Source organism: Acidisoma sp. L85, assembly GCF_009765865.1.
In the GTDB taxonomy this organism is placed as follows: Bacteria; Pseudomonadota; Alphaproteobacteria; order Acetobacterales; family Acetobacteraceae; genus Acidisoma.
This window is the reverse complement of record NZ_LMUQ01000061.1, coordinates 191,835-210,509: the sequence shown is the minus strand read 5'-3', so window position 1 is coordinate 210,509 and position 18,675 is coordinate 191,835. Positions and strand designations below refer to the sequence as shown.

Annotated in this window: 16 protein-coding genes; 12 read left to right on the top strand and 4 right to left on the bottom strand. The window is 65.9% G+C overall.

The features are described 5' to 3' along the window. Positions 1-10: 10 nt before the first annotated feature. The gene (glgX, locus tag GSQ83_RS19385) at positions 11-4,267 is read left to right on the top strand and encodes a glycogen debranching protein GlgX (protein WP_158804524.1); all 4,257 of its coding nucleotides are present in this window, start codon (positions 11-13) and stop codon (positions 4,265-4,267) included. A gap of 65 nt (positions 4,268-4,332) precedes the next feature. Beyond that, the gene (locus GSQ83_RS19380) at positions 4,333-5,397 is read left to right on the top strand and encodes a lipid A deacylase LpxR family protein (protein WP_158804523.1); all 1,065 of its coding nucleotides are present in this window, start codon (positions 4,333-4,335) and stop codon (positions 5,395-5,397) included. Positions 5,398-5,434: 37 nt separating this feature from the next. Here GSQ83_RS19380 and GSQ83_RS19375 read toward each other — a convergent pair whose 3' ends face one another. Beyond that, positions 5,435-6,103 (bottom strand): uracil-DNA glycosylase, encoded by a 669-nt coding sequence (locus tag GSQ83_RS19375; RefSeq protein WP_158804522.1) that lies wholly within the window; start codon positions 6,101-6,103, stop codon positions 5,435-5,437. Then, complete coding sequence (locus GSQ83_RS19370) at positions 6,103-6,702, bottom strand: NYN domain-containing protein (RefSeq protein ID WP_158804521.1); 600 nt, start codon at positions 6,700-6,702, stop codon at positions 6,103-6,105. The genes GSQ83_RS19375 and GSQ83_RS19370 overlap by 1 nt, the downstream gene beginning before the upstream one ends. Positions 6,703-6,960: 258 nt before the next feature. Between GSQ83_RS19370 and folK the strand changes: the two genes are divergently transcribed. The 4 genes from folK to acpS all read left to right on the top strand — a co-directional run bounded on the left by folK (position 6,961) and on the right by acpS (position 10,720). Beyond that, a complete protein-coding gene (folK, locus tag GSQ83_RS19365; protein ID WP_158804520.1) occupies positions 6,961-7,461 on the top strand; it encodes a 2-amino-4-hydroxy-6-hydroxymethyldihydropteridine diphosphokinase in 501 nt (166 codons plus the stop codon). A gap of 121 nt (positions 7,462-7,582) precedes the next feature. After that, positions 7,583-7,990, top strand: coding sequence for a DNA-directed RNA polymerase subunit omega (gene rpoZ / locus GSQ83_RS19360; protein WP_158804519.1), 408 nt, complete (start codon positions 7,583-7,585; stop codon positions 7,988-7,990). An 8-nt stretch (positions 7,991-7,998) separates the two neighbouring features. Next, entirely contained in the window at positions 7,999-10,299 is a 2,301-nt protein-coding gene (locus GSQ83_RS19355; protein WP_158804518.1) for a bifunctional (p)ppGpp synthetase/guanosine-3',5'-bis(diphosphate) 3'-pyrophosphohydrolase, read from the top strand. A gap of 10 nt (positions 10,300-10,309) precedes the next feature. Then, the gene (gene acpS, locus GSQ83_RS19350; RefSeq protein ID WP_158804517.1) at positions 10,310-10,720 is read left to right on the top strand and encodes a holo-ACP synthase; all 411 of its coding nucleotides are present in this window, start codon (positions 10,310-10,312) and stop codon (positions 10,718-10,720) included. A 69-nt stretch (positions 10,721-10,789) separates the two neighbouring features. Here the strand turns inward: acpS and GSQ83_RS19345 are convergent, their stop codons facing one another. Both GSQ83_RS19345 and GSQ83_RS19340 read right to left on the bottom strand, forming a co-directional pair. Next, positions 10,790-11,398 (bottom strand): hydrolase, encoded by a 609-nt coding sequence (locus GSQ83_RS19345; protein WP_158804516.1) that lies wholly within the window; start codon positions 11,396-11,398, stop codon positions 10,790-10,792. Positions 11,399-11,509: 111 nt separating this feature from the next. Further along, positions 11,510-13,315 (bottom strand): ABC-F family ATP-binding cassette domain-containing protein, encoded by a 1,806-nt coding sequence (locus GSQ83_RS19340; protein WP_158804515.1) that lies wholly within the window; start codon positions 13,313-13,315, stop codon positions 11,510-11,512. 208 nt (positions 13,316-13,523) lie between these two features. Between GSQ83_RS19340 and lepB the strand changes: the two genes are divergently transcribed. From lepB to rpiA, 6 genes are read left to right on the top strand one after another with little or no spacing between them, the layout of a single operon-like run. Continuing rightward, on the top strand, positions 13,524-14,261 hold the full coding sequence (gene lepB / locus GSQ83_RS19335; RefSeq protein ID WP_158804852.1) for a signal peptidase I: 738 nt from the start codon (positions 13,524-13,526) through the stop codon (positions 14,259-14,261). Continuing rightward, positions 14,258-14,956, top strand: a complete 699-nt coding sequence (rnc, locus tag GSQ83_RS19330) for a ribonuclease III (protein ID WP_158804514.1) — start codon at positions 14,258-14,260, stop codon at positions 14,954-14,956. The genes lepB and rnc overlap by 4 nt, the downstream gene beginning before the upstream one ends. Further along, positions 14,953-15,852 (top strand): GTPase Era, encoded by a 900-nt coding sequence (gene era / locus GSQ83_RS19325; protein WP_158804513.1) that lies wholly within the window; start codon positions 14,953-14,955, stop codon positions 15,850-15,852. The genes rnc and era overlap by 4 nt, the downstream gene beginning before the upstream one ends. Positions 15,853-15,885: 33 nt before the next feature. After that, entirely contained in the window at positions 15,886-16,755 is an 870-nt protein-coding gene (locus GSQ83_RS19320; RefSeq protein WP_158804512.1) for a D-amino-acid transaminase, read from the top strand. Positions 16,756-16,779: 24 nt separating this feature from the next. Next, positions 16,780-17,814, top strand: coding sequence for an NADP-dependent oxidoreductase (locus GSQ83_RS19315; protein WP_158804511.1), 1,035 nt, complete (start codon positions 16,780-16,782; stop codon positions 17,812-17,814). A 5-nt stretch (positions 17,815-17,819) separates the two neighbouring features. After that, complete coding sequence (rpiA, locus tag GSQ83_RS19310) at positions 17,820-18,542, top strand: ribose-5-phosphate isomerase RpiA (RefSeq protein ID WP_158804510.1); 723 nt, start codon at positions 17,820-17,822, stop codon at positions 18,540-18,542. The last annotated feature ends 133 nt before the right edge of the window (positions 18,543-18,675 follow it).

The following is an 18,675-nucleotide window of genomic DNA, read 5'->3' as shown; positions in this document are numbered from 1 at the left end:
TGATGAGCGCATGACCGAACGTCGCCTAACGGACGGCAGTCCGGAGCCGCTCGGCGTCACCCTCGACGCTGACGGCATCAACATCGCGGTCTTCTCCGCCAACGCAACCGCCATTGAGCTTTGCCTCTTCGACGAGAAGGGCGAGGAGGAGGTCGAGCGCGTTCTCTTGCCGGCGCGCACCGACAACGTCTTCCACGGCCATATCGGCGGCATCGCCATCGGCGCGCGCTATGGCCTGCGGGCGTATGGCCCGTTTGAGCCGGCGAAGGGCCACCGCTTCAACCCCTCGAAGCTGCTCATCGACCCCTACGCGACATCGCTCGACCGGTCGCTCGTCCTGCATGCGAGCATGTTCGACTGGCCACCTGGCTCGCCCTCCGGTGGCCCGCCGAGCCAGGTGGACAGCGCCCCCTTCATGCCCAAGGCCATCATCGAACCGGCCGCCCCGCCGACCGAACTGGCGCCACCCGTCGCCGGCTGGGAGGGCCAGGTCGTCTATGAGATGCATGTCCGTGGCTTCTCGAAGCTCAATTCGTCCATCCCCGAGAACGTGCGCGGCACTTTCGCCGCTCTGAAGGAACCTGCGGCCCTAGACCACATCCGCAGGCTAGGTGTGAGCGCCGTCGAGATCATGCCGGCCTCCGGCTGGATCGAGGAGCGGCATCTCCCGCCGCTCGGCCTCACCAATTACTGGGGCTACAACCCCGTCACCTACATGGCGCCCGATCCGCGCCTCGCCCCTGGCGGTTTCGCCGAGATCCGCGCTTCAGTCGACGCCCTTGCCGAAGCGGGTGTCGCCGCCATTCTCGACGTCGTCTACAACCATACCGGTGAAGGCGACACCGTTGGGCCGACGCTGTCGCTGCGTGGGCTGGATCACGCGACCTATTACCGCCTCGACCCCCGCGCGCCGGATGGCATGGTGAACGACACCGGCACCGGCAATTCGCTGGCGGTGGACCGGCCGATCGTGCTCCGCCTCGTGATGGATTCCCTGCGGCTTTGGGCACGCCGCTGCGGGCTCGCCGGTTTCCGCTTCGACCTCGCCACCACCGTTTCGCGCACGGCTACCGGCTTCGATCCCAACTCCGCCTTCCTGCAGGCTGTCGCTCAGGATCCCGAACTTCGCCGCTTGCGGATGATCGCCGAGCCCTGGGATATCGGACCCGGCGGCTACCAGCTCGGCCGCTTCCCCGCACCATGGCGCGAATGGAACGACCGTTTCCGCGACGACATCCGTCGCTTCTGGCGCGGCGATAGCGGCCTGCTCGGCGCCGCCGCCACGCGCCTCGCGGGGTCCACCGACATCTTCGGCAGCGCGCCGCACCAGCCGAGCCGTAGCATCAACTTCGTCACCGCCCATGACGGTTTCACGCTCGCAGACCTGGTCTCCTTCGAGAACAAGCGTAACGACGCGAACGGCGAGGCCAATCGCGACGGCACCTCCGACAACCACTCCTGGAATCACGGCGTTGAAGGGCCGACCGAGGACGCCGGCATCCTCGCCGCCCGTGGCGCCGATATCCGCGCCCTCCTGGCGACGCTGCTGCTGTCTCGCGGCACGCCGATGCTCACCATGGGGGACGAGCGCGGACGCACGCAGCGCGGCAATAATAACGGCTATGCCCAGGACAACCCGATCTCCTGGATGGATTGGACGGCCGATGACCAAGGCCTCTCCGGTTTCGTAAGCCGCCTGGTTGTCGCCCGCCGTGGCTGCCCCGCTCTGACCAGCCTCGCTCACCTGACGGGAGAGGCGGTGGATGACAGCCTCCGCCCCGACGTCGCCTGGCTGCGGCCGGATGGGCAGCCGATGGGGCTGCAAGACTGGCAGAACCCCGAGCATCGCACGCTCATCGCCGATCTCTACCGCCCCGCCGAAGACGAGACGGCCGCCAGCCGCGCGCTTGTCGTACTTCACGCCGGTTGGAACGCCTTCACACTCGTCCTGCCACCGCCGCGCGAAGGCTTCGCCTGGCGCCGCGTGATCGACACCGCATCACCGGACGCGGCGGTGGCCGGAGCCGAGGGCACACAACCAGTCGCCGCGCGCGCGGTTCTCCTCTTCATCGAGGAACCCGCTGAACTGAGCCGCAAGCGTGAAAGCAGCGCGAGCACGTCCGAACGTCTTGCCGAACTCGCCGTCGCCGCGGGCCTCACCCATGACTGGTGGGACATCAGCGGCACGAATCATCTAGTGCCAGACACGACCAAACGGAAGCTACTCGCCGCGATGGGTCTGCCGGCCGACAGCCGCGACGATGTCGAGGACAGTCTGCACAGCCTCTCACGCCGCACGGTTCTCCGCGCCCTGCCCGCGACGCTGGTGGCCGAGGAGGGGCGGCCCGTCAGGCTTCCCCTAGGCCCGGCGATTGCGCGCCTCGACCGGGCGGCAGCGCTGCTGATCCAGCGCGAGGATGGCAGCCGACACCGCGTCGTGGTCACGCCACAGACCGGCGCCTTGAGCGTGGTGTCGGCGCCCGACGGCCGCCAGGCCTCGATCCGGACGGTCGAACTACCGCCGCAGCCGCTCGGTCGGCACCAACTGATGTGGATCGACGGGCCGGAGCCGATCTCCTGCCACCTCACCATCACACCGGCGCAATGCTACTTGCCCCCGGCTTTGCAGCATGGCGGCCGGCGCTTTGGCCTTGCCGCGCATCTCTATACCTTGAGGCGCGATGGCGATCAGGGCATCGGCGACTTCACGACGCTCGCTCGCATCGGCGCCGCCACGGCGGCGAAAGGCGGCTCGGTCGTCGGCCTTAATCCGCTGCATGTTCTCTTTTGCTCGGACCGCAGCCTCACCAGCCCCTATTCGCCCTCCGACCGCCGCTTCCTCGACCCGATCTACGTCGACGTGACGGCTTTGCCGCATCTGCCGGACCACCCGGCGGTGCGCGCGGCCCTTGCCGAGCAGGCGGCGATCTTCGCGGCGGCGCGGCTGGCCGGCGAGGTGGACTACCCCACCGTGTGGACCGCAAAGGAGACTGTGCTGCGCGCCAGCTTCGACGCTATTGCCGCGTTGCGCGACGACCATCCGGCCCAAGCTGAATTCGCAGCCTTCAAACAGGCGCAAGGCGCCTCGCTCGCCTGTTTCGCGCAGTTCGAGGCCATCTCGGCGGCGCGGAGAGGCGCCCCCTGGCGCAGTTGGCCCGAGGCGCTCCAGCGCCCTGACAGCGAAGCGGTGCGGGACTTTGTCCGTGGCCACGCGGCCGAGGTCGATTTTGCCTGCTTCCTGCAATGGCTCGCCGATGCGCAGCTCGCGGACGCCGCCGCCGTCTCGAAGCGGGAAGGGCTGAGCATCGGCTTCTACCGGGATTTCGCGGTCGGCACCTCGCCCGATGGCGCGGCCGCCTGGGCAGAACAGAAGTCGCTCATGCGAGGCGTTTCAGTGGGCGCGCCGCCCGATCCCTTCTCCGTCGAGGGGCAGAACTGGATGCTGCCGCCCGCCAACCCGCTCGCCTGGGCCGCGGACGGCTACTCGATCTTCGCCGAAATGCTGCAGACCAATATGCGCCACGCCGGGGCGCTGCGGATCGACCACGTTCTCGGCCTCAACCGCCTCTTCCTGATCCCCGAGGGCGTCCCGCCGGCGGAGGGTTCCTACCTGGCTTTTCCGCTCGCCGATCTGCTGGGCAATGTCGCGCTCGAAAGTCAGCGCGCGGAATGCATCGTGGTCGGCGAGGATCTCGGCACGGTGCCGGATGGTGTTCGCGAAACCCTGGCCGCGAGATCCGTGCTCTCCTACCGCGTCCTCTGGTTCGAGCGGGATGGCGAGCATTTCAAGCCACCGTCAAGCTATCCGGCGCAGGCGGCGGCCTGTGTCTCGACCCACGACCTGCCGACGATCGCTGGCTGGTGGGCTGGCGAGGACATCGACGAGCGGCTGGGTCTCGGCTTTTCCGACGCCGCGGCCGCTGAGGCGGCAAGGACCGAACGGCGCCGCGAGAAGGCGCAATTGCTGGAAGCGCTCGCGGCGAACGGCCTCGCTCCGGCAGCGATCGACCTCGATGCGCCACTTTCGGCCGCACTCAACGCCGCCATACACAGCTACGTCGCGGCCACGCCCTGCCTGCTCGATCTGGTCCAGGCCGACGACCTGGCGGCGGAGACGGTGCCCATCAACTTACCGGGGACGGATCGCGAGCGCCCCAACTGGCGGCGCAAAATCCGCGTCGGAATAGAGGGCATTTGGGAAACAGAGGCCGCGGATCTCATCTTGCGGGACCTGACCGAGCAGGGAAGGACTTTCTCATCCGCTTAAAGAATGCTTACAAAGCGTAGGGTTGCGCCGCGAACTGGCGTCCGCGCTAAAGAGAGGCATTTTCGATGAGTGATGTTCCACGCGAGGCGTCCCGGTTCACGGGCTGGATCGGTCTTTGCCTTTGTGGCGCGACAGCCTTGGTCTCGGTAACGCTTCTAGCCAGTCCCGTGCGGGCGCAGGGGATGCCGCCGGCGGATGACGGCAGCATCTACACGCTACGGGTCGAGAACGACACCTTCGCCAATACTGACCGCTACTACAGCGCAGGCGACCAGATCGGCTGGACAGGGCCAACCGGCTACCTCCCGGATTTCATCGCCCGCGCCGGCCATGCCGCTTTCGGCGACGGCCAGCAGCGCATCAGCATCGACATCAGCCAATCGATCTTCACGCCGGTCAATACTCAGATCAGCCCCCCCGATCCGACCGACCGCCCCTATGCCGCGACCTTGGTCGTGACCGGCCAGCTCATCCAGGATGACGAGATCTCACGCACGAAGATCGGCACGCAGCTCGGGGTGCTGGGTCCGGATGCCGGCGGCCAGTTGGTGCAGAATGCTTTCCACACCATCATCGGCGATGCGCAGAACAAGGGCTGGGCCTATCAGCTCGACAACCGTCCCATCGTGAACCTCTTCATCGACCGCACCTATCGCGTGCCGCTGCTGAACCTGCCGGTCGACGTGCCTTATGTGGCGTCCTCGGGCCTGGCCATCGACATGCTACCCGACATCACCGGCTTCGTCGGCACTCAGCGGGTCTATGGCGAGGCTGGCGCCACCTTCCGTATCGGCCAGGGGCTGGACACGGACTATGGCGTTGCCCGCATCCTGCCAGGCATGACGGGCGGCGACGCCTATAACCAGAACCCGGGACTTACCTGGTATGCCTTCGGCGGCGTCGATGGTCAGGCCGTGGCCTATGACACGCTGCTCGACGGCAATTCCTTCACGAGCCAAGGTCCCCATGTGAACCCCAAGCCCTTCGTGGCCGAGTTCGAGGCCGGTCTCGCCATCATCCTGCACGGTGTGAAGATCAGCTACACCCAGGTCTGGCAGACCCATGAATTCGACACCCAGCAAGGCGGCATGTTCGAATTCGGCTCACTCGCCGTGTCGGCGCGCTTCTGACCTTGCGGCGGATGCGACCCGCTTCTGGGTCGTCCCGCTAGGCGTTCGCGACCTGAGGCAAAGCGCGTTCGAGCCGCGCCTGGATGTTGCGAATGACATCCTGGAACATCGGCACGGTCAGTCGCCCGGTATTCGTGTTGTATCGGGACACATGATAGCTGTCGCAGAGGATCAGACCGTCCGGCAGTTCGTGGAAAGCGCCATGCTGGAAGCGCACCCGGCTCTGCGGAATCCCGCAGGCGCGCAAAACCGCTGCGTGAGCCAGCACCCCCAAGGCAAGCGCAATGCGAAGCCCCGGCATCCGCTGTAGCTCGACCGTGAGAAACCGGTTGCAGGTCGCGGCTTCCGCGGGGGTAGGCAGATTGGCCGGCGGCACGCAGCGCACGGCATTGACGATCCGGCAGCCCGTCAGCTCCAACCCGTCATCCGGCCGCGCATCGAAGCGGCCGCGTGCCAGGCCGAATTCCAGAAGCGTCTCATAGAGGATGATACCCGCATGATCGCCGGTGAAGGGCCGTCCGGTCCGGTTCGCACCCTTGACCCCCGGCGCCATCCCTACGATCGCGAGGGGAGCGGCGAGGGGCCCCCAGCCGGAAACCGGGCCGTTGAACCAGTCAGGATGAGCCGCACGATTCGCCTGCCGGTAGGCGACGAGGCGAGGGCATAGCGGGCAGTCGTGGCTGGGCAGCGCCCCGTCTTTCTCCATCACGCCTGGCCGGGCTGCACCGTCACGAGGTCGGCCACGGCGGTACGGGAGGCGCGTGGCCGCACATCGCTGACCTTGCGCGCGATATCCTCCATCAGGTCCGCGAGATCGAGGAACTGGTCGGCCTGCCGGCGAAGTTCGTCCGCGATCATCGGCGGATTGCTCTTCACCGAGGAGATTACGGTGACGCGCACCCCATGACGCTGCACGGCCTCGACGACACGGCGGAAATCGGCATCGCCCGAGAACAGCACCGCGTGTTCGATATGCGGCGACAGCTCAAGCATATCGACCGCCAGTTCGACGTCCATATTGCCTTTGACCCGCCGCTTCCCGGATGGATCCGTGTATTCCCGCACCGTCTTCGTGACGAGCGAATACCCGTTATAGGCGAGATAGTCGGTCAGTGGCTTAAGCGGCGAATATTCGTCGCTATCGATCATTGCCGAATAGTAATACGCGCGGATAACATTGGTTCGGCTTCTGAAATATTCTAGAAGTGAACGATAGTCGACGTCAAAGCCAAGGTGGCGTGACGCGACGTAGAGTTTAGCACCATCTATGAATAAGACAGTCCGCTCATGGTTGGGGAAAAGCATTCGCGGACACCTCGATGAACAAATCGTAAGGCTTGAGAAACACAACGCCGATTAGTCGGTGACATAATCATGTCGCTACAACTTTAAGTTGCAAGCCCTGACTACAGGGTGCCAAAATTGAGCTTAATAATCAAGTTTTGTAGCCCCGTTAGATGCAAGAATTATGAACGAGGCGATCATCAGTTTGGTCAGCAGCCGTCTTGACCAATTCAGATGATGCAGTCTTGCACTCGTCATCCCGTTACGCCACGCAATGGCATGATCCTTGTAGCACTCGGCGCCAATCTTCCGGCTCCCTCCGGCTCTCCTCCCTCAGTGACACTCCGCGCGGCGGCTGCGGAGATTGCACGCTTGCCCAATCTGCGGATCGAAGCGACATCCGCCTTATATGAATCCGCTCCGCAGCCACCATCCGGACAGCCGGCCTATCGCAACGCCGTTCTGCGGCTCGCCGGGGACATCGACCCGGCCGCGCTGCTTGCGGCCCTGCTCGAAATCGAGGCGCGGTTCGGGCGGCAACGCGGCGAAGGGAATGGGTCGCGCAGCCTCGACCTCGATATCATCGCAATGGGTGAGACACTACGCCAGGCGCCCGACCCCATCCTACCACATCCCCGTGCCCATCAGCGCGCCTTCGTGCTGCGGCCACTCGCTGATGTAGCCCCTGGCTGGCGCCATCCGCTACTCGGAATAAAGGTGGAGGCGCTCCTGGCCAAAGTTGCCGACCAACCCGTGCGGCGGTTGGCCGATTGGGATTGATGCCCGCTGGACGCGCGGCTGGCTGCCAGCCATGCCCTCACCGAAGCGCCACGGTTCTTGCATCCCGCAATCCCAGACGCTAGGTAGTCCTCTACTCGAAAAATGGCGGAGAGTGAGCGGGATGGCGCGCGTCACCGTGGAAGACTGCATCGTCAAGGTGCCGAATCGTTTCAAGCTGGTGCTGCTGACAGCTCAGCGGGCGCGCAATATCGCGCGCGGCGAGGAGCTGACGATCGACCGCGACGACGATAAGAACCCCGTCGTCGCGCTGCGAGAGGTTGCCGAGGGCACCATTGATCTCGAGCGGATCGAGAGCGATCTGATTCGCTCGCTGTCCCGCGCCCCGGAGCCGGAGCCTGCGGACGAGGAGGTCATGGACCTCATCCCAACCGACCAGAACATCTTCGGCCTGCAGGATGTCTCGGCGGACGAGGAAGCGGCGGCACTCGCCGATAAGGGCGAGGCGCTGAGCGTCGATGACATGGAAGCCGCGATCGAGGCCGAACTCGGCGGCCGCCGCCGGGGTTAAGGACACGCATGCCGGCCGGACCAGGCGCTTCCGAACCAGTCACGCCTCTCCTGCCGGCCCTTGCTCGCTCCCCTGATGGTGCCCCAGTAGCCGCCGATATCCTCCTCCCCGCGGAGGATCAGCGGGCCTTGGCCGAGCTTACAGCCAAGATCCGCAGCTACGATCCCAATGCCGATCTCGCGCTGATCGAGGACGCCTATGCGATGGCGCGGCGCGCCCATGCGCCGCAGCGCCGCGACAACGGCGAGCCCTATATCAACCACCCGGTCGCCGTCGCCGGCATCCTCGCCGACTACAGGCTCGATTCCGGCAGCATCATCACCGGCCTGCTGCATGATGTGATCGAGGACACCCCGGTCACCCTGGCGGAAGTCGAGTCCCGCTTCGGCGGCGACGTGGCCGGGCTGGTCGATGGCGTCACCAAGCTCACCCGGCTGGAGCTGCAGTCGGATCGCACCAAACAGGCGGAGAACTTCCGCAAGCTGGTGCTGGCGCTCAGCCGGGACATCCGTGTTCTCCTCGTCAAACTCGCCGACCGTCTGCACAACATGCGCACGCTGCATTTCGTGCTGGAGATCGGGCGCCGCCAGCGCATCGCCCGCGAGACGATGGAGATCTACGCGCCGCTCGCCGGCCGTATCGGCATGGATTCCGTCAAGACCGAGTTGCAGAGCCTCGCCTTCGCACAGCTCGAGCCCGAGGCTTTTGACACCATCCAAGCCCGCCTGAACTTCCTGCGCGGCCAGGGCGCCGACGTCATCGAGGAGGTGCGGCAGGACCTCACCCGAGTCTGCCTCGCCGCCGGGGTCAGCGGCATCGAGGTGACGGGCCGCGAGAAATCGCCATTCTCCATCTGGGAGAAGATGCAGCACCGCAACGTCGCCTATGAGCAGCTTTCGGACATCATGGCTTTCCGACTTCTGGTGCCGACACGGGATGATTGCTACGTCGCGCTGGGCGCCGTGCATTCGGCCTTCCCGGTGATCGCAGGCCGCTTCAAGGACTATATTTCGACGCCCAAGGCCAATGGTTACCAAAGCCTGCATACCGGCGTGACGCTGCGCGAACCGCGCAATCAAAAGATCGAAGTCCAGATCCGCACCTTCCAGATGCACGAGGTCGCCGAGAAAGGCGTCGCCGCGCACTGGCACTATAAGCAGCACGATGCCGCGGCCTCCGATATCCAGCGCTTCCGCTGGGTTCAGGATCTGCTCGAAATCCTCGACAACAGTCAGGCGGCGGACGAGTTTCTCGAAAACACCAAGCTCGAACTTTATCGCGACCAGGTCTTCTGCTTTACGCCGAAGGGCGAGCTGATCCAGCTTCCGCGCGGCGCGACCTCCGTCGATTTCGCCTATGCCGTCCATAGTCAGGTCGGCGACACCTGTGTCGGCGCCAAGATCAACGGCCGCCTCATGCCGTTGCGCTATGAGTTGCAGAACGGCGATCAGGTCGAGGTGATGACGGCGCGGGGCGGCACGCCGTCCCCGCAATGGGAGCGGTTTGTCGTCACCGGCAAGGCGCGCGCCCGTATTCGCCGCTTCGTCACCCAGCAGCAGCGCGGCGTCAATCGCGAGCAGGGCCGCGCGACCCTCGCCAAGGCTTTCCGTCAGGAAGGGCTGGATGGGTCGGAGAAGGCGCTGGACCCGGCGCTGAAGACGCTCAAGCAGGCGTCGATCGACGATCTCTATGTGGCTGTCGGTAGCGGCCATATCGGCGCCAAGGATGTGGTGCACGCCGCTTATCCCGAGATGCGGGAGACGGCACGCGCACCCCGCATGCTGCCCGGCATGGGCCTGCCGCCGAGGCCCGCCGGCCGCAGCGGTTCCAAGACCGAGGGGCCAGCCGGCGCGCCGATCCGCGGCATCATCTCGGGCATGGTGGTGAGCTATGCGGGCTGCTGCCATCCGCTGCCCGGCGATCCCATCGTCGGCATCGTGGCGACAGGCCGCGGCGTGACGATCCACACGCGGGACTGCGCGCAGCTGCAGAGCTTCGCCGCGACACCCGAACGCTTCATCGATGTGGAATGGGACGACACGCTGCCGCCGCAGGCCAAGGGCGGCCAGGTTTTCGCCGGCCGCGTCAGTGTCGTCGCCAGCAACGAGCGCGACCTTTTGCCCAATATCTCCAATGCCGTGACGAAGCATGACGGTTCGGTCTTGAACCTGCGGGTGGTCAGCCGGCAGCAGGATTTCTGCGAGATCCTGCTGGATGTGGAGGTGCGCGACCTGCGGCACCTCTCCACCGTCATCGCCGGGCTGCGCGCGACCGGCGGCATCAATCAGGTCGAGCGCGCGAAGGGCTGAACGCAGATCCATGATCATCGGCATCGGCTCCGACCTCTGCGACATTCGCCGCATCGAGAAGGCGATGGAGCGCCACGGCGACCGCTTCCTCCAGCGCGTCTTCACGGAAACCGAGCGCGAGAAGGCGATGCGCCGCACCGACAAGCTGCGGGCGGGCACCTTCGCCAAGCGTTTCGCCGCCAAGGAAGCCTGCGCCAAGGCGCTCGGCACCGGTTTTAACAACGGGGTTTTCATGTCGGATCTCGGCGTGGTCAACCAGCGCTCCGGCCAGCCGGGTTTCCTCCTCACCGGCGGCGCCGCCCGCCGCCTGGCGGCGCTGACCCCGCCTGGAATGCGCGCGGTCGTCGCTCTGACGATGACGGACGAATACCCCTACGCTTTTGCCCAGGTCATTATCGAAGCACTCCCTATCCCGGAGTGACGCTCCCCTCCCTGGCAGCGAGGGGCTGGGGGTGGGTCGACCGCCGCAGCGTGAAGCCGCGAGTCAGCCTCAAACCGGCGGCGTCGCCGGACCCGACCCGGCTGGCAATGCCGCAAGAATCTGCTCCGTGGAACGAATGCGCGCCAAGCGCGGGAATATCTTCTCGATCGCGAACTGATGCATCTCGGGGCCGATGCTGGTGCAGGCATCCTCGGCGATGACCACCGCGTAATTGTGCTGCCACGCTTCGCGCGCTGTCGACTCCACGCCGAAATTCGTCGCGATGCCGCCGAGCACGATGGTGGTAATGCCGCGCCGCCTCAGTTGCAGGTCGAGTTCCGTGCCGTGAAACGCGCCCCATTGCCGCTTGGTCACCAGCACATCGCCCGGCAAAGCCGCTACCTCGGGTGCGAATTCGGACCAGTCCGGCGGCAGTCCTCCCGGCGCCGCCGGCTGTGGTGCATCGACCGGCAGGTTGAGCCTGTCGGCGAAGCCGCTCGCGAAGGCGACATTCACCAGCACCACAATCCCGCCCGCATCCCGGATCCGCCGGCCGAGGCGCACGGAACGCTCGATGATCTGCGGTGCGCCATAGGGGCTGAGCGGCATCGAGAGGACGCCCTGCTGCAGGTCGATCAGCACCAGGGCGGTCGTGCGGGGATCAAGAGATAACGACATCGTAAACTCCCTACTCATTGCGGCAAGGATGCGACGCTGAGTCATAACGCGCGCCGTCATGCTCTGCCTTCGCCGAGCATGACGGCGGCGGCTGCGCTGACCGCGCCGCACTCAGCCTTCGAGCGTCTCCCGCAGCATCTCCAGTTCCAGCCAGCGAGATTCCTGCGCCACGAGATCCGCCTCGGCTTTCGCCAGCGCCGCCGTAGTTGCGGCAAAGCGCTTGTTGTCGCGCGTATAGAGATTGGCGTCCGACAGGATGCCACGCAGCCGCGCCGCTTCCGCTTGCAGGCTCGCGATGTCGCGCGGCAGCCGCTCCAACGCGTGGCGATCCTTGAAACTCATTTTCACGCGCGTGTTCTCGACGCGACCAGTCTCGGAACGCGCGCGCGGCAAGGACGCGATCGCCGCTGTCGTCGGCCGGTCCGGCAAGTCGGCGCCGCGCTGCGACAGCATGTCACTGTAACCACCAGCATATTCCGTCCAGCGGCCATCGCCTTCCGATGCCAATGTCGAGGTCACGACGCGATCCAAAAAGTCGCGATCATGGCTTACCAGAAGGACTGTGCCCGCGTAATCCGCCAGCATCTCCTGCAGCAAATCCAGCGTCTCGAAATCCAAATCATTGGTCGGTTCGTCGAGCACCAGCAGATTGCTCGGCCGGGCGAGGGCGCAGGCCAGCAACAACCGCCCACGCTCGCCACCTGACAGCGTGCCGACCGGCGTGCGCGCCTGTTCAGGCTTGAACATGAAGTCCTTCATATACCCGATGACATGCCGACGCTCCTCGCCGACCTGAACCATGTCGCCCTGCCCATCCGTCAGCGTTTCGGCCAAGGTCCGGTTGGGATCGAGCGCGCCGCGCTGCTGGTCGAGGGTCACCAGTGAGAGGTTCGTGCCGATGCGAATCGTCCCGGTATCCGGCTGCGTCGTCCCGGTGAGAAGATGCAGCAGCGTCGACTTCCCCGCGCCATTCGGCCCCACAATGCCGAGCCGGTCGCCCCGGATCACCCGCAGGTCGAGGTTCCGCACCACCGGCCGGTCGTAACTCTTGCTGACCTGCTCGGCGACGCAGACGAGCTTGCCGGAAACCTCGCCCTCACTCGCCGACATGCGAGCGCCCTTGGCAGCACCCTCGCGTTCCCGATGCCGTTGGCGCAACGCCCGAAGTTCGCCGACACGGCGCACATTCCTCTTGCGCCGGGCCGTCACGCCGTAGCGCATCCAATCCTCTTCACGCGCGATCTGGCGGCCGAGCTTGTGGTGCTCCGCCTCCTCCTGCGCCAGGATCTCCTCGCGCCATTGATCGTATTCGCCGAAGCCGCGATCGACCCGGCGGGTCACGCCACGGTCCAGCCAGATCATCGACTTCGAGAGGCCGGTGAGCAGCCGACGGTCATGGCTGATGAGAATGATCCCCGCCCGCAGCCGCGCCAGTTCCGTCTCCAGCCACTCGATCGCCGGCAGGTCCAGGTGGTTCGTCGGCTCATCGAGCAACAGCAGGTCAGGTTCGGGCGCCAGCGTCCGCGCCAGCGCCGCCCGCCGAGCCTCGCCGCCGGACAGTTGGTCCGGCTGCTCCTCGCCCGAAAGCCCCAGCGCATCGAGCAAAGCGCGCGCCCGATACGGATCGTCGCTCGGCCCCAGTCCGGCTTCGACGTAATCCAGCGTGGTGGCATAGCCCGACAGATCGGGCTCCTGCGGAAGGTAGCGGATCGTCGTGCCTGGCTGGAGGAAGCGCGTTCCGCCATCGGGCTCGATCAGCCCGGCCGCGAGCTTGAGCAGCGTCGATTTGCCGGAGCCATTGCGGCCGACCAGGCAGATCCGGTCCCCCGCGCCGACGCTGAGTTCGGCGCCGTCGAGCAGAGCGGTCGTGCCGAGGTGAAGCCGGATCGTCTGAAGCGTGAGGAGCGGGGGGGCCATGACGCGCCTTGTCGCCGATGCGCCGCCGCCGCCGCAAGGCGCGGCTTGGCGCGGCTGCCACTCGCAAGCCTGAGGTAACGATTTGCCAGCTTGCGGAGGACCGCCGGCCAGCGCAGGAGAGGGCAACGACCCGGCGCCCCGCTTGCTTGACAGGCCGGAACCTTTCGGCTTCATCCGGCCCGGTCCCTCTGAGGAATACGACAAGACGATGGCGCAGCGTAATTCGGGCGGTTGGGGGGACAGCCTCAAGACCGTTATCTATGCCGCGCTCATCGCGGTCTTCATCAGAACCTTTCTTTACGAACCGTTTAATATTCCGTCCGGAAGCATGATCCCGACACTGCTGGTCGGCGATTACCTGTTCGTCTCGAAATTCAGTTACGGCTACTCGAATTACTCTTTCCCGCTCTCCCCGAGCCTCTTCTCGGGCCGCATCTTCGGCAGCCTGCCGCAGCGTGGCGATGTCGCGGTGTTCCGCCTGCCGCGTGATCCCTCCGTTGATTACATCAAGCGCATCGTCGGCCTGCCCGGTGACGAGATCCAGATGAAGTCCGGCCATCTCTACATCAACGGCAAGGAACTGCCGCGCGACCCGTCCGGCACCTTCACCGCCGAGGGCGATGGTCCGCCGATGGTGCTCAAGCGCTATATCGAGACGATGCCGGATGGGGTGAAGCACCCGATCCTCAAAGCCTCGGATGACGGCCCGCTTGACAATACCGACGTCTATCATGTCCCGCCGGGCTATGTATTCGGCATGGGCGACAACCGCGACGACAGCCTCGACTCGCGCGTGCTCGATGCGGTGGGCTATATCCCGGTCGCGAACTTGGTCGGTAAGGCGGAAATCATCTTCTTCTCGATCGACTCGCGCTATCCGTGGTGGGAGGTCTGGGAGTGGCCGTTCGAAATCCGGTGGGGCCGTCTCCTGCAGCTCGTGCATTGACCGCCGTTTCCGCCGCGGCTGCTACTTCGCCGGCACCCGAGGTCGAGCGCATCCTCGCCTATCATTTCGCCGAGCCTCGCCTGTTGCGCGAGGCGCTCACCCATCGATCCGCCGCTGGGTCCGGCCGCCACTCCAACGAGCGTCTCGAATTCGTCGGTGACCGCGTTCTCGGCCTCGCCGTCGCCGTCTGGCTGGCCGAGCGCTATCCGCGCGAGCAGGAAGGCGCCCTCGGCCGCCGTCTCGCCCATCTCGTTTCCCAGCCCGTGCTCGCCCGGATCGCCGAGGAACTCGGCCTGCCCAATCTCCTGGCCGTGGCGCCCGGCGAGGCCCGTGCCGGCGTGCGCCTCCGTGCCTCGGTGCTCGCCGACGCAGTGGAAGCGCTTCTGGGCGCGATGTTCATGGATGGCGGCCTCGACCCTGTGCAGCGTTTTGTGCGCCGGCATTTCGAGCAAACCATGATCGCCGACACCGAGCCACCGAAGGACGCCAAGACCGCCCTGCAGGAATGGGCCCAGGCCCGCAGCCTCGGGTTGCCCGGCTACGAGGTCGAATCGCAGGAAGGACCATCGCATTCCCCGCGCTTTGTGCTCCGCGTGACGCTCGGTGAGCACAGCGCCACGGGCGAAGCCGGCACCCGCCGCGCGGCCGAGCAGGCCGGCGCCCGCGCCCTCCTCAACCGGCTATCCGCCTCATGAACGAAACAACCGCCCCACGCTGCGGCTTCGTTGCGATCATCGGCGCCCCCAATGCCGGCAAGTCGACCCTGCTGAACCGTCTGGCGGGCACCAAGCTCTCCATCGTGAGCCCGAAGGCGCAGACCACGCGCTTCCGCATCATGGGCGTGCTGATGCGCGGCGCCTCGCAGATCCTGCTGGTGGATACGCCCGGCATCTTCCAGCCAAAGCGCAGGCTCGACCGCGCCATGGTCGCCGCCGCCTGGACCGGCATGCAGGATGCCGATATCAGCGTGCTACTGGTCGACGCCAAGGCCGGGATCAGCGGCCTGACCGCCAGCATCATCGAGACGCTGGCGAAAACCGACCGCAAGCTGTGGCTAGTCCTGAACAAGACGGACCTCGTCGAGCCCGCCCGCCTGTTGCCGCTCATCGCCGAACTCAACAGCCGCTTGACCTTCGTCGAGACCTTCATGGTCAGCGCGGTCACGGGCGAGGGCGTAGACCAGCTCCGCGATGCCTTGGCCGGCGCCGTGCCGGAGGGTCCGCATCTCTACCCCGACGACGACCTTACCGACCTGCCGGACCGTCTGCTGGCGGCCGAGATCGTCCGCGAGCAAATCCTGCTGCAAACGCATCAGGAGGTTCCGCATGCGACGACCGTCGAGACCGAGAGCTTCAAGGAGCAGAAGGACGGCTCGGTGCGGATCGAGGCGACGATCACCGTGTCCCGCGCCGGACATAAAGGAATCCTTATAGGCGCCGGAGGCAGCCGCATTCGCGAGATCGGCGCCAAGGCGCGGCTGGAACTGGTGAAGCTTTTCGACCGCAAGGTTCACCTTTTCCTGAACGTCAAGGAACGCGCGGGCTGGGACGAGAAGACCCAGCACCTCCGCGCGCTGGGGCTGGACGATTAGTTCTGTGTTTCCTGAAACGACCGAAACGCTGTCATGAGCCGCATCGCCTATGTCAACGGACGCTACCTCCCGCTCGCCGAAGCGCAGGTCCGGGTAGAGGACCGGGGCTTCCAGTTCGGTGATGGCGTCTACGAAGTCGTCTACATCCATCGCGGCCGCTTCCTGGACGAGGACCGCCACCTCGACCGCCTGCATCGCTCCCTTGGCGAGCTACGCATAGACTGGCCGGTCAAGCGCGAGGTGCTCGGCGGCATCCTGCGAGAGGTCGTTTCCCGCAACCGGCTTCGCGGCGCCGCGCTCGCCTATATCCAGATCACCCGCGGCGCGGCACGGCGCGAGCACGTCTTCCCGCCGCCGACATCCCCGACGCTGGTGGTCACTGCGCGCGCCCTGCCGCCCTATCCGCGCGATCCCGATAGCTGGGCCACCCGCATCATCACCGGGCCGGACCAGCGCTGGGCCCGCTGCGACATCAAGTCGGTGAACCTGCTGCCCAACGTGCTGGCGAAACAGGCCGCACGCGAAGCCGGTGCCTTCGAGATGGCGATGATCGATAGCGACGGCATGGTCACCGAATGCGCCTCCTCGAATATCTGGATCGTCGACGCCTCCGGCCACCTTCGCACGCGCGCCCTGGGCCACGAGATCCTGCCGGGCTGCACGCGCGGTGCCCTGGCGGCGCTGCTCGGCGACGAGAAACTCACCCTCTCCGAGACGGCCTTCAGCCTCGACGAGTTGCGGGGCGCGCGGGAGGTCTTCATCACCAGCGCTACCAGCTTCGTGCGGCCGATCACTGCCATCGACGGCGCGCCTGTTGCGGATGGCGCGGTCGGCCCCGTCACGCGTAAGCTCTTCTCGGCTTTCGCGCGTCACGCGAAAGGCGATCTGCCGAACGAGGTCTGAAATGACCGCCAGAAGGATGTGCCGATGAGTTCTCTCCGCCGCACGATCGCCCTGCGCCAGCGGCCCAAGGGATTGCCGCATGTCGACGACTTCTCGATGGAGGAAAGCACCATCCCGGACCCCGGCCCCGGTGAGGTGCTGACCCGCACGCTCTGGCTGTCACTCGATCCTTATATGCGTGGCCGGCTGAGCGACCGCCCATCCTACGCCCCACCGGTCGAGATCGGCGGAATGATGACCGGCGAGACTATTGGCGAGGTCGTTGCCTCCCAGGATCCGCGCTTCACGCCGGGCCAGATCGTCCAGAATCCCCGGGGCTGGGCAAGCCACCTCGTGACCCATGGCGACCAACTGGTGCCGCTGCCGGCCGCACATGGCGGCAACATCCCGCTCTCCGCCTATCTCGGCATTCTCGGCATGCCCGGCACCACGGCCTATTCGGCAATGAAGGATATCGGCCAGCCGAAAGCCGGCGAAACGGTGTTGATCTCCGCCGCCTCCGGCGCGGTCGGCTCGGTCGCGGGCCAGATCGCCAAACGGGCCGGCGCGCGCGTCGTTGGTGTCGCCGGCAATTCCGATAAGTCGATGTTCGTGCAGGAGGTTCTGGAGTTCGACGATTGCGTCGATCATCGCGGCGTGATGGACATGGATGCCGCCCTGCGCGACGCCTGTCCGAATGGCATCGACGTCTATTTCGAGAATGTCGGTGGCGATCTTCAGGAAGCCGTCTTTCCGCTGCTCAATAATTTCGGCCGCATGATCCTCTGTGGGATGGTCGCCGAATATAACGACGCCAAGCCGCGTCCCGGACCGAATCTCATGGCCGCCGTTCGCAAGCGTCTCCGCATCGAGGGTTTCATCGTCAGCGACAAACCGGAGCGTTTCGCCGAGTGGCGCGAACTCGCGGCGCCATGGGTCGCCGAGGGCAGCCTGCGCTATCGCGAGCATGTCGTGGACGGCCTCGAAAACGCGCCGGAGGCTTTCATCGAACTCCTCCGCGGCCATAATTTCGGTAAGCTCGTGGTGCGCGTCGCCGAACCTACCCGCGCCGGGGGCTGAACCAGATGCCCGACAGCAAGCAGGACCAGGCCAAGCAGGTCGCGGCGGATGCCGCGGCCGGGATTGTCGAGGACGGCATGTTGCTCGGCATTGGCTCCGGCAGCACGCTGCACCGCTTCGTCACCAGCCTCGGCCGCCGCGTGAGGGAGGAGGGGCTGCGCATCACCGGCGTCCCGACCTCCGAGGAGACCAAGACACTCGCACTTGCCGCCGGCATTCCCATCGTCGATCTGGATAGCGTCGGGGAGCTCGACCTCGCGCTGGACGGCGCGGACGAGATCGACGGCGCCGGGCAAATGATCAAGGGCGGTGGTGGCTTCCTGTTGCGCGAGAAGATCGTCGCAACCGCCGCGCGGCGCTACACCGCCGTGATCGACGACAGCAAGACGGTGACCCAACTCGGCCGCTTCCCCTTGCCCGTCGAAGTGCTGCGATTCGGCCGTTTCTCCACCGAACGCCAACTGCGCGCGCTCTTCGTCGAGAGCGGTTACGGCGACGTCGAGTTCCGGCTGCGCGGCGGCGACGGCGCGCCGTTCCTGACGGATAGCGGCAACATCATCCTTGACTGCTATCTTCAGGCGATCACCCATCCCGAGCCACTCGCCATCGCTCTCAATCAGATCGCCGGGGTGGTGGAAAACGGGCTGTTCATCGGCATTGCCAGAGACGCGATCGTCGGTAGGGCGGATGGCAGCGTGGAACGTCTGGACTACGCGGATCGGGTTTAGGCACTTTTGGCCGGTGCGGCTGCGCCAGCAACCTGCACCGGGAATTGTCTCCTCGTCATCCTCGGCGAAGGCCGAGGATCCACGCCTTTCTTTCTCGGGCGAGGCAGTAAAGGCGTGGATGCTCGGCCTTCGC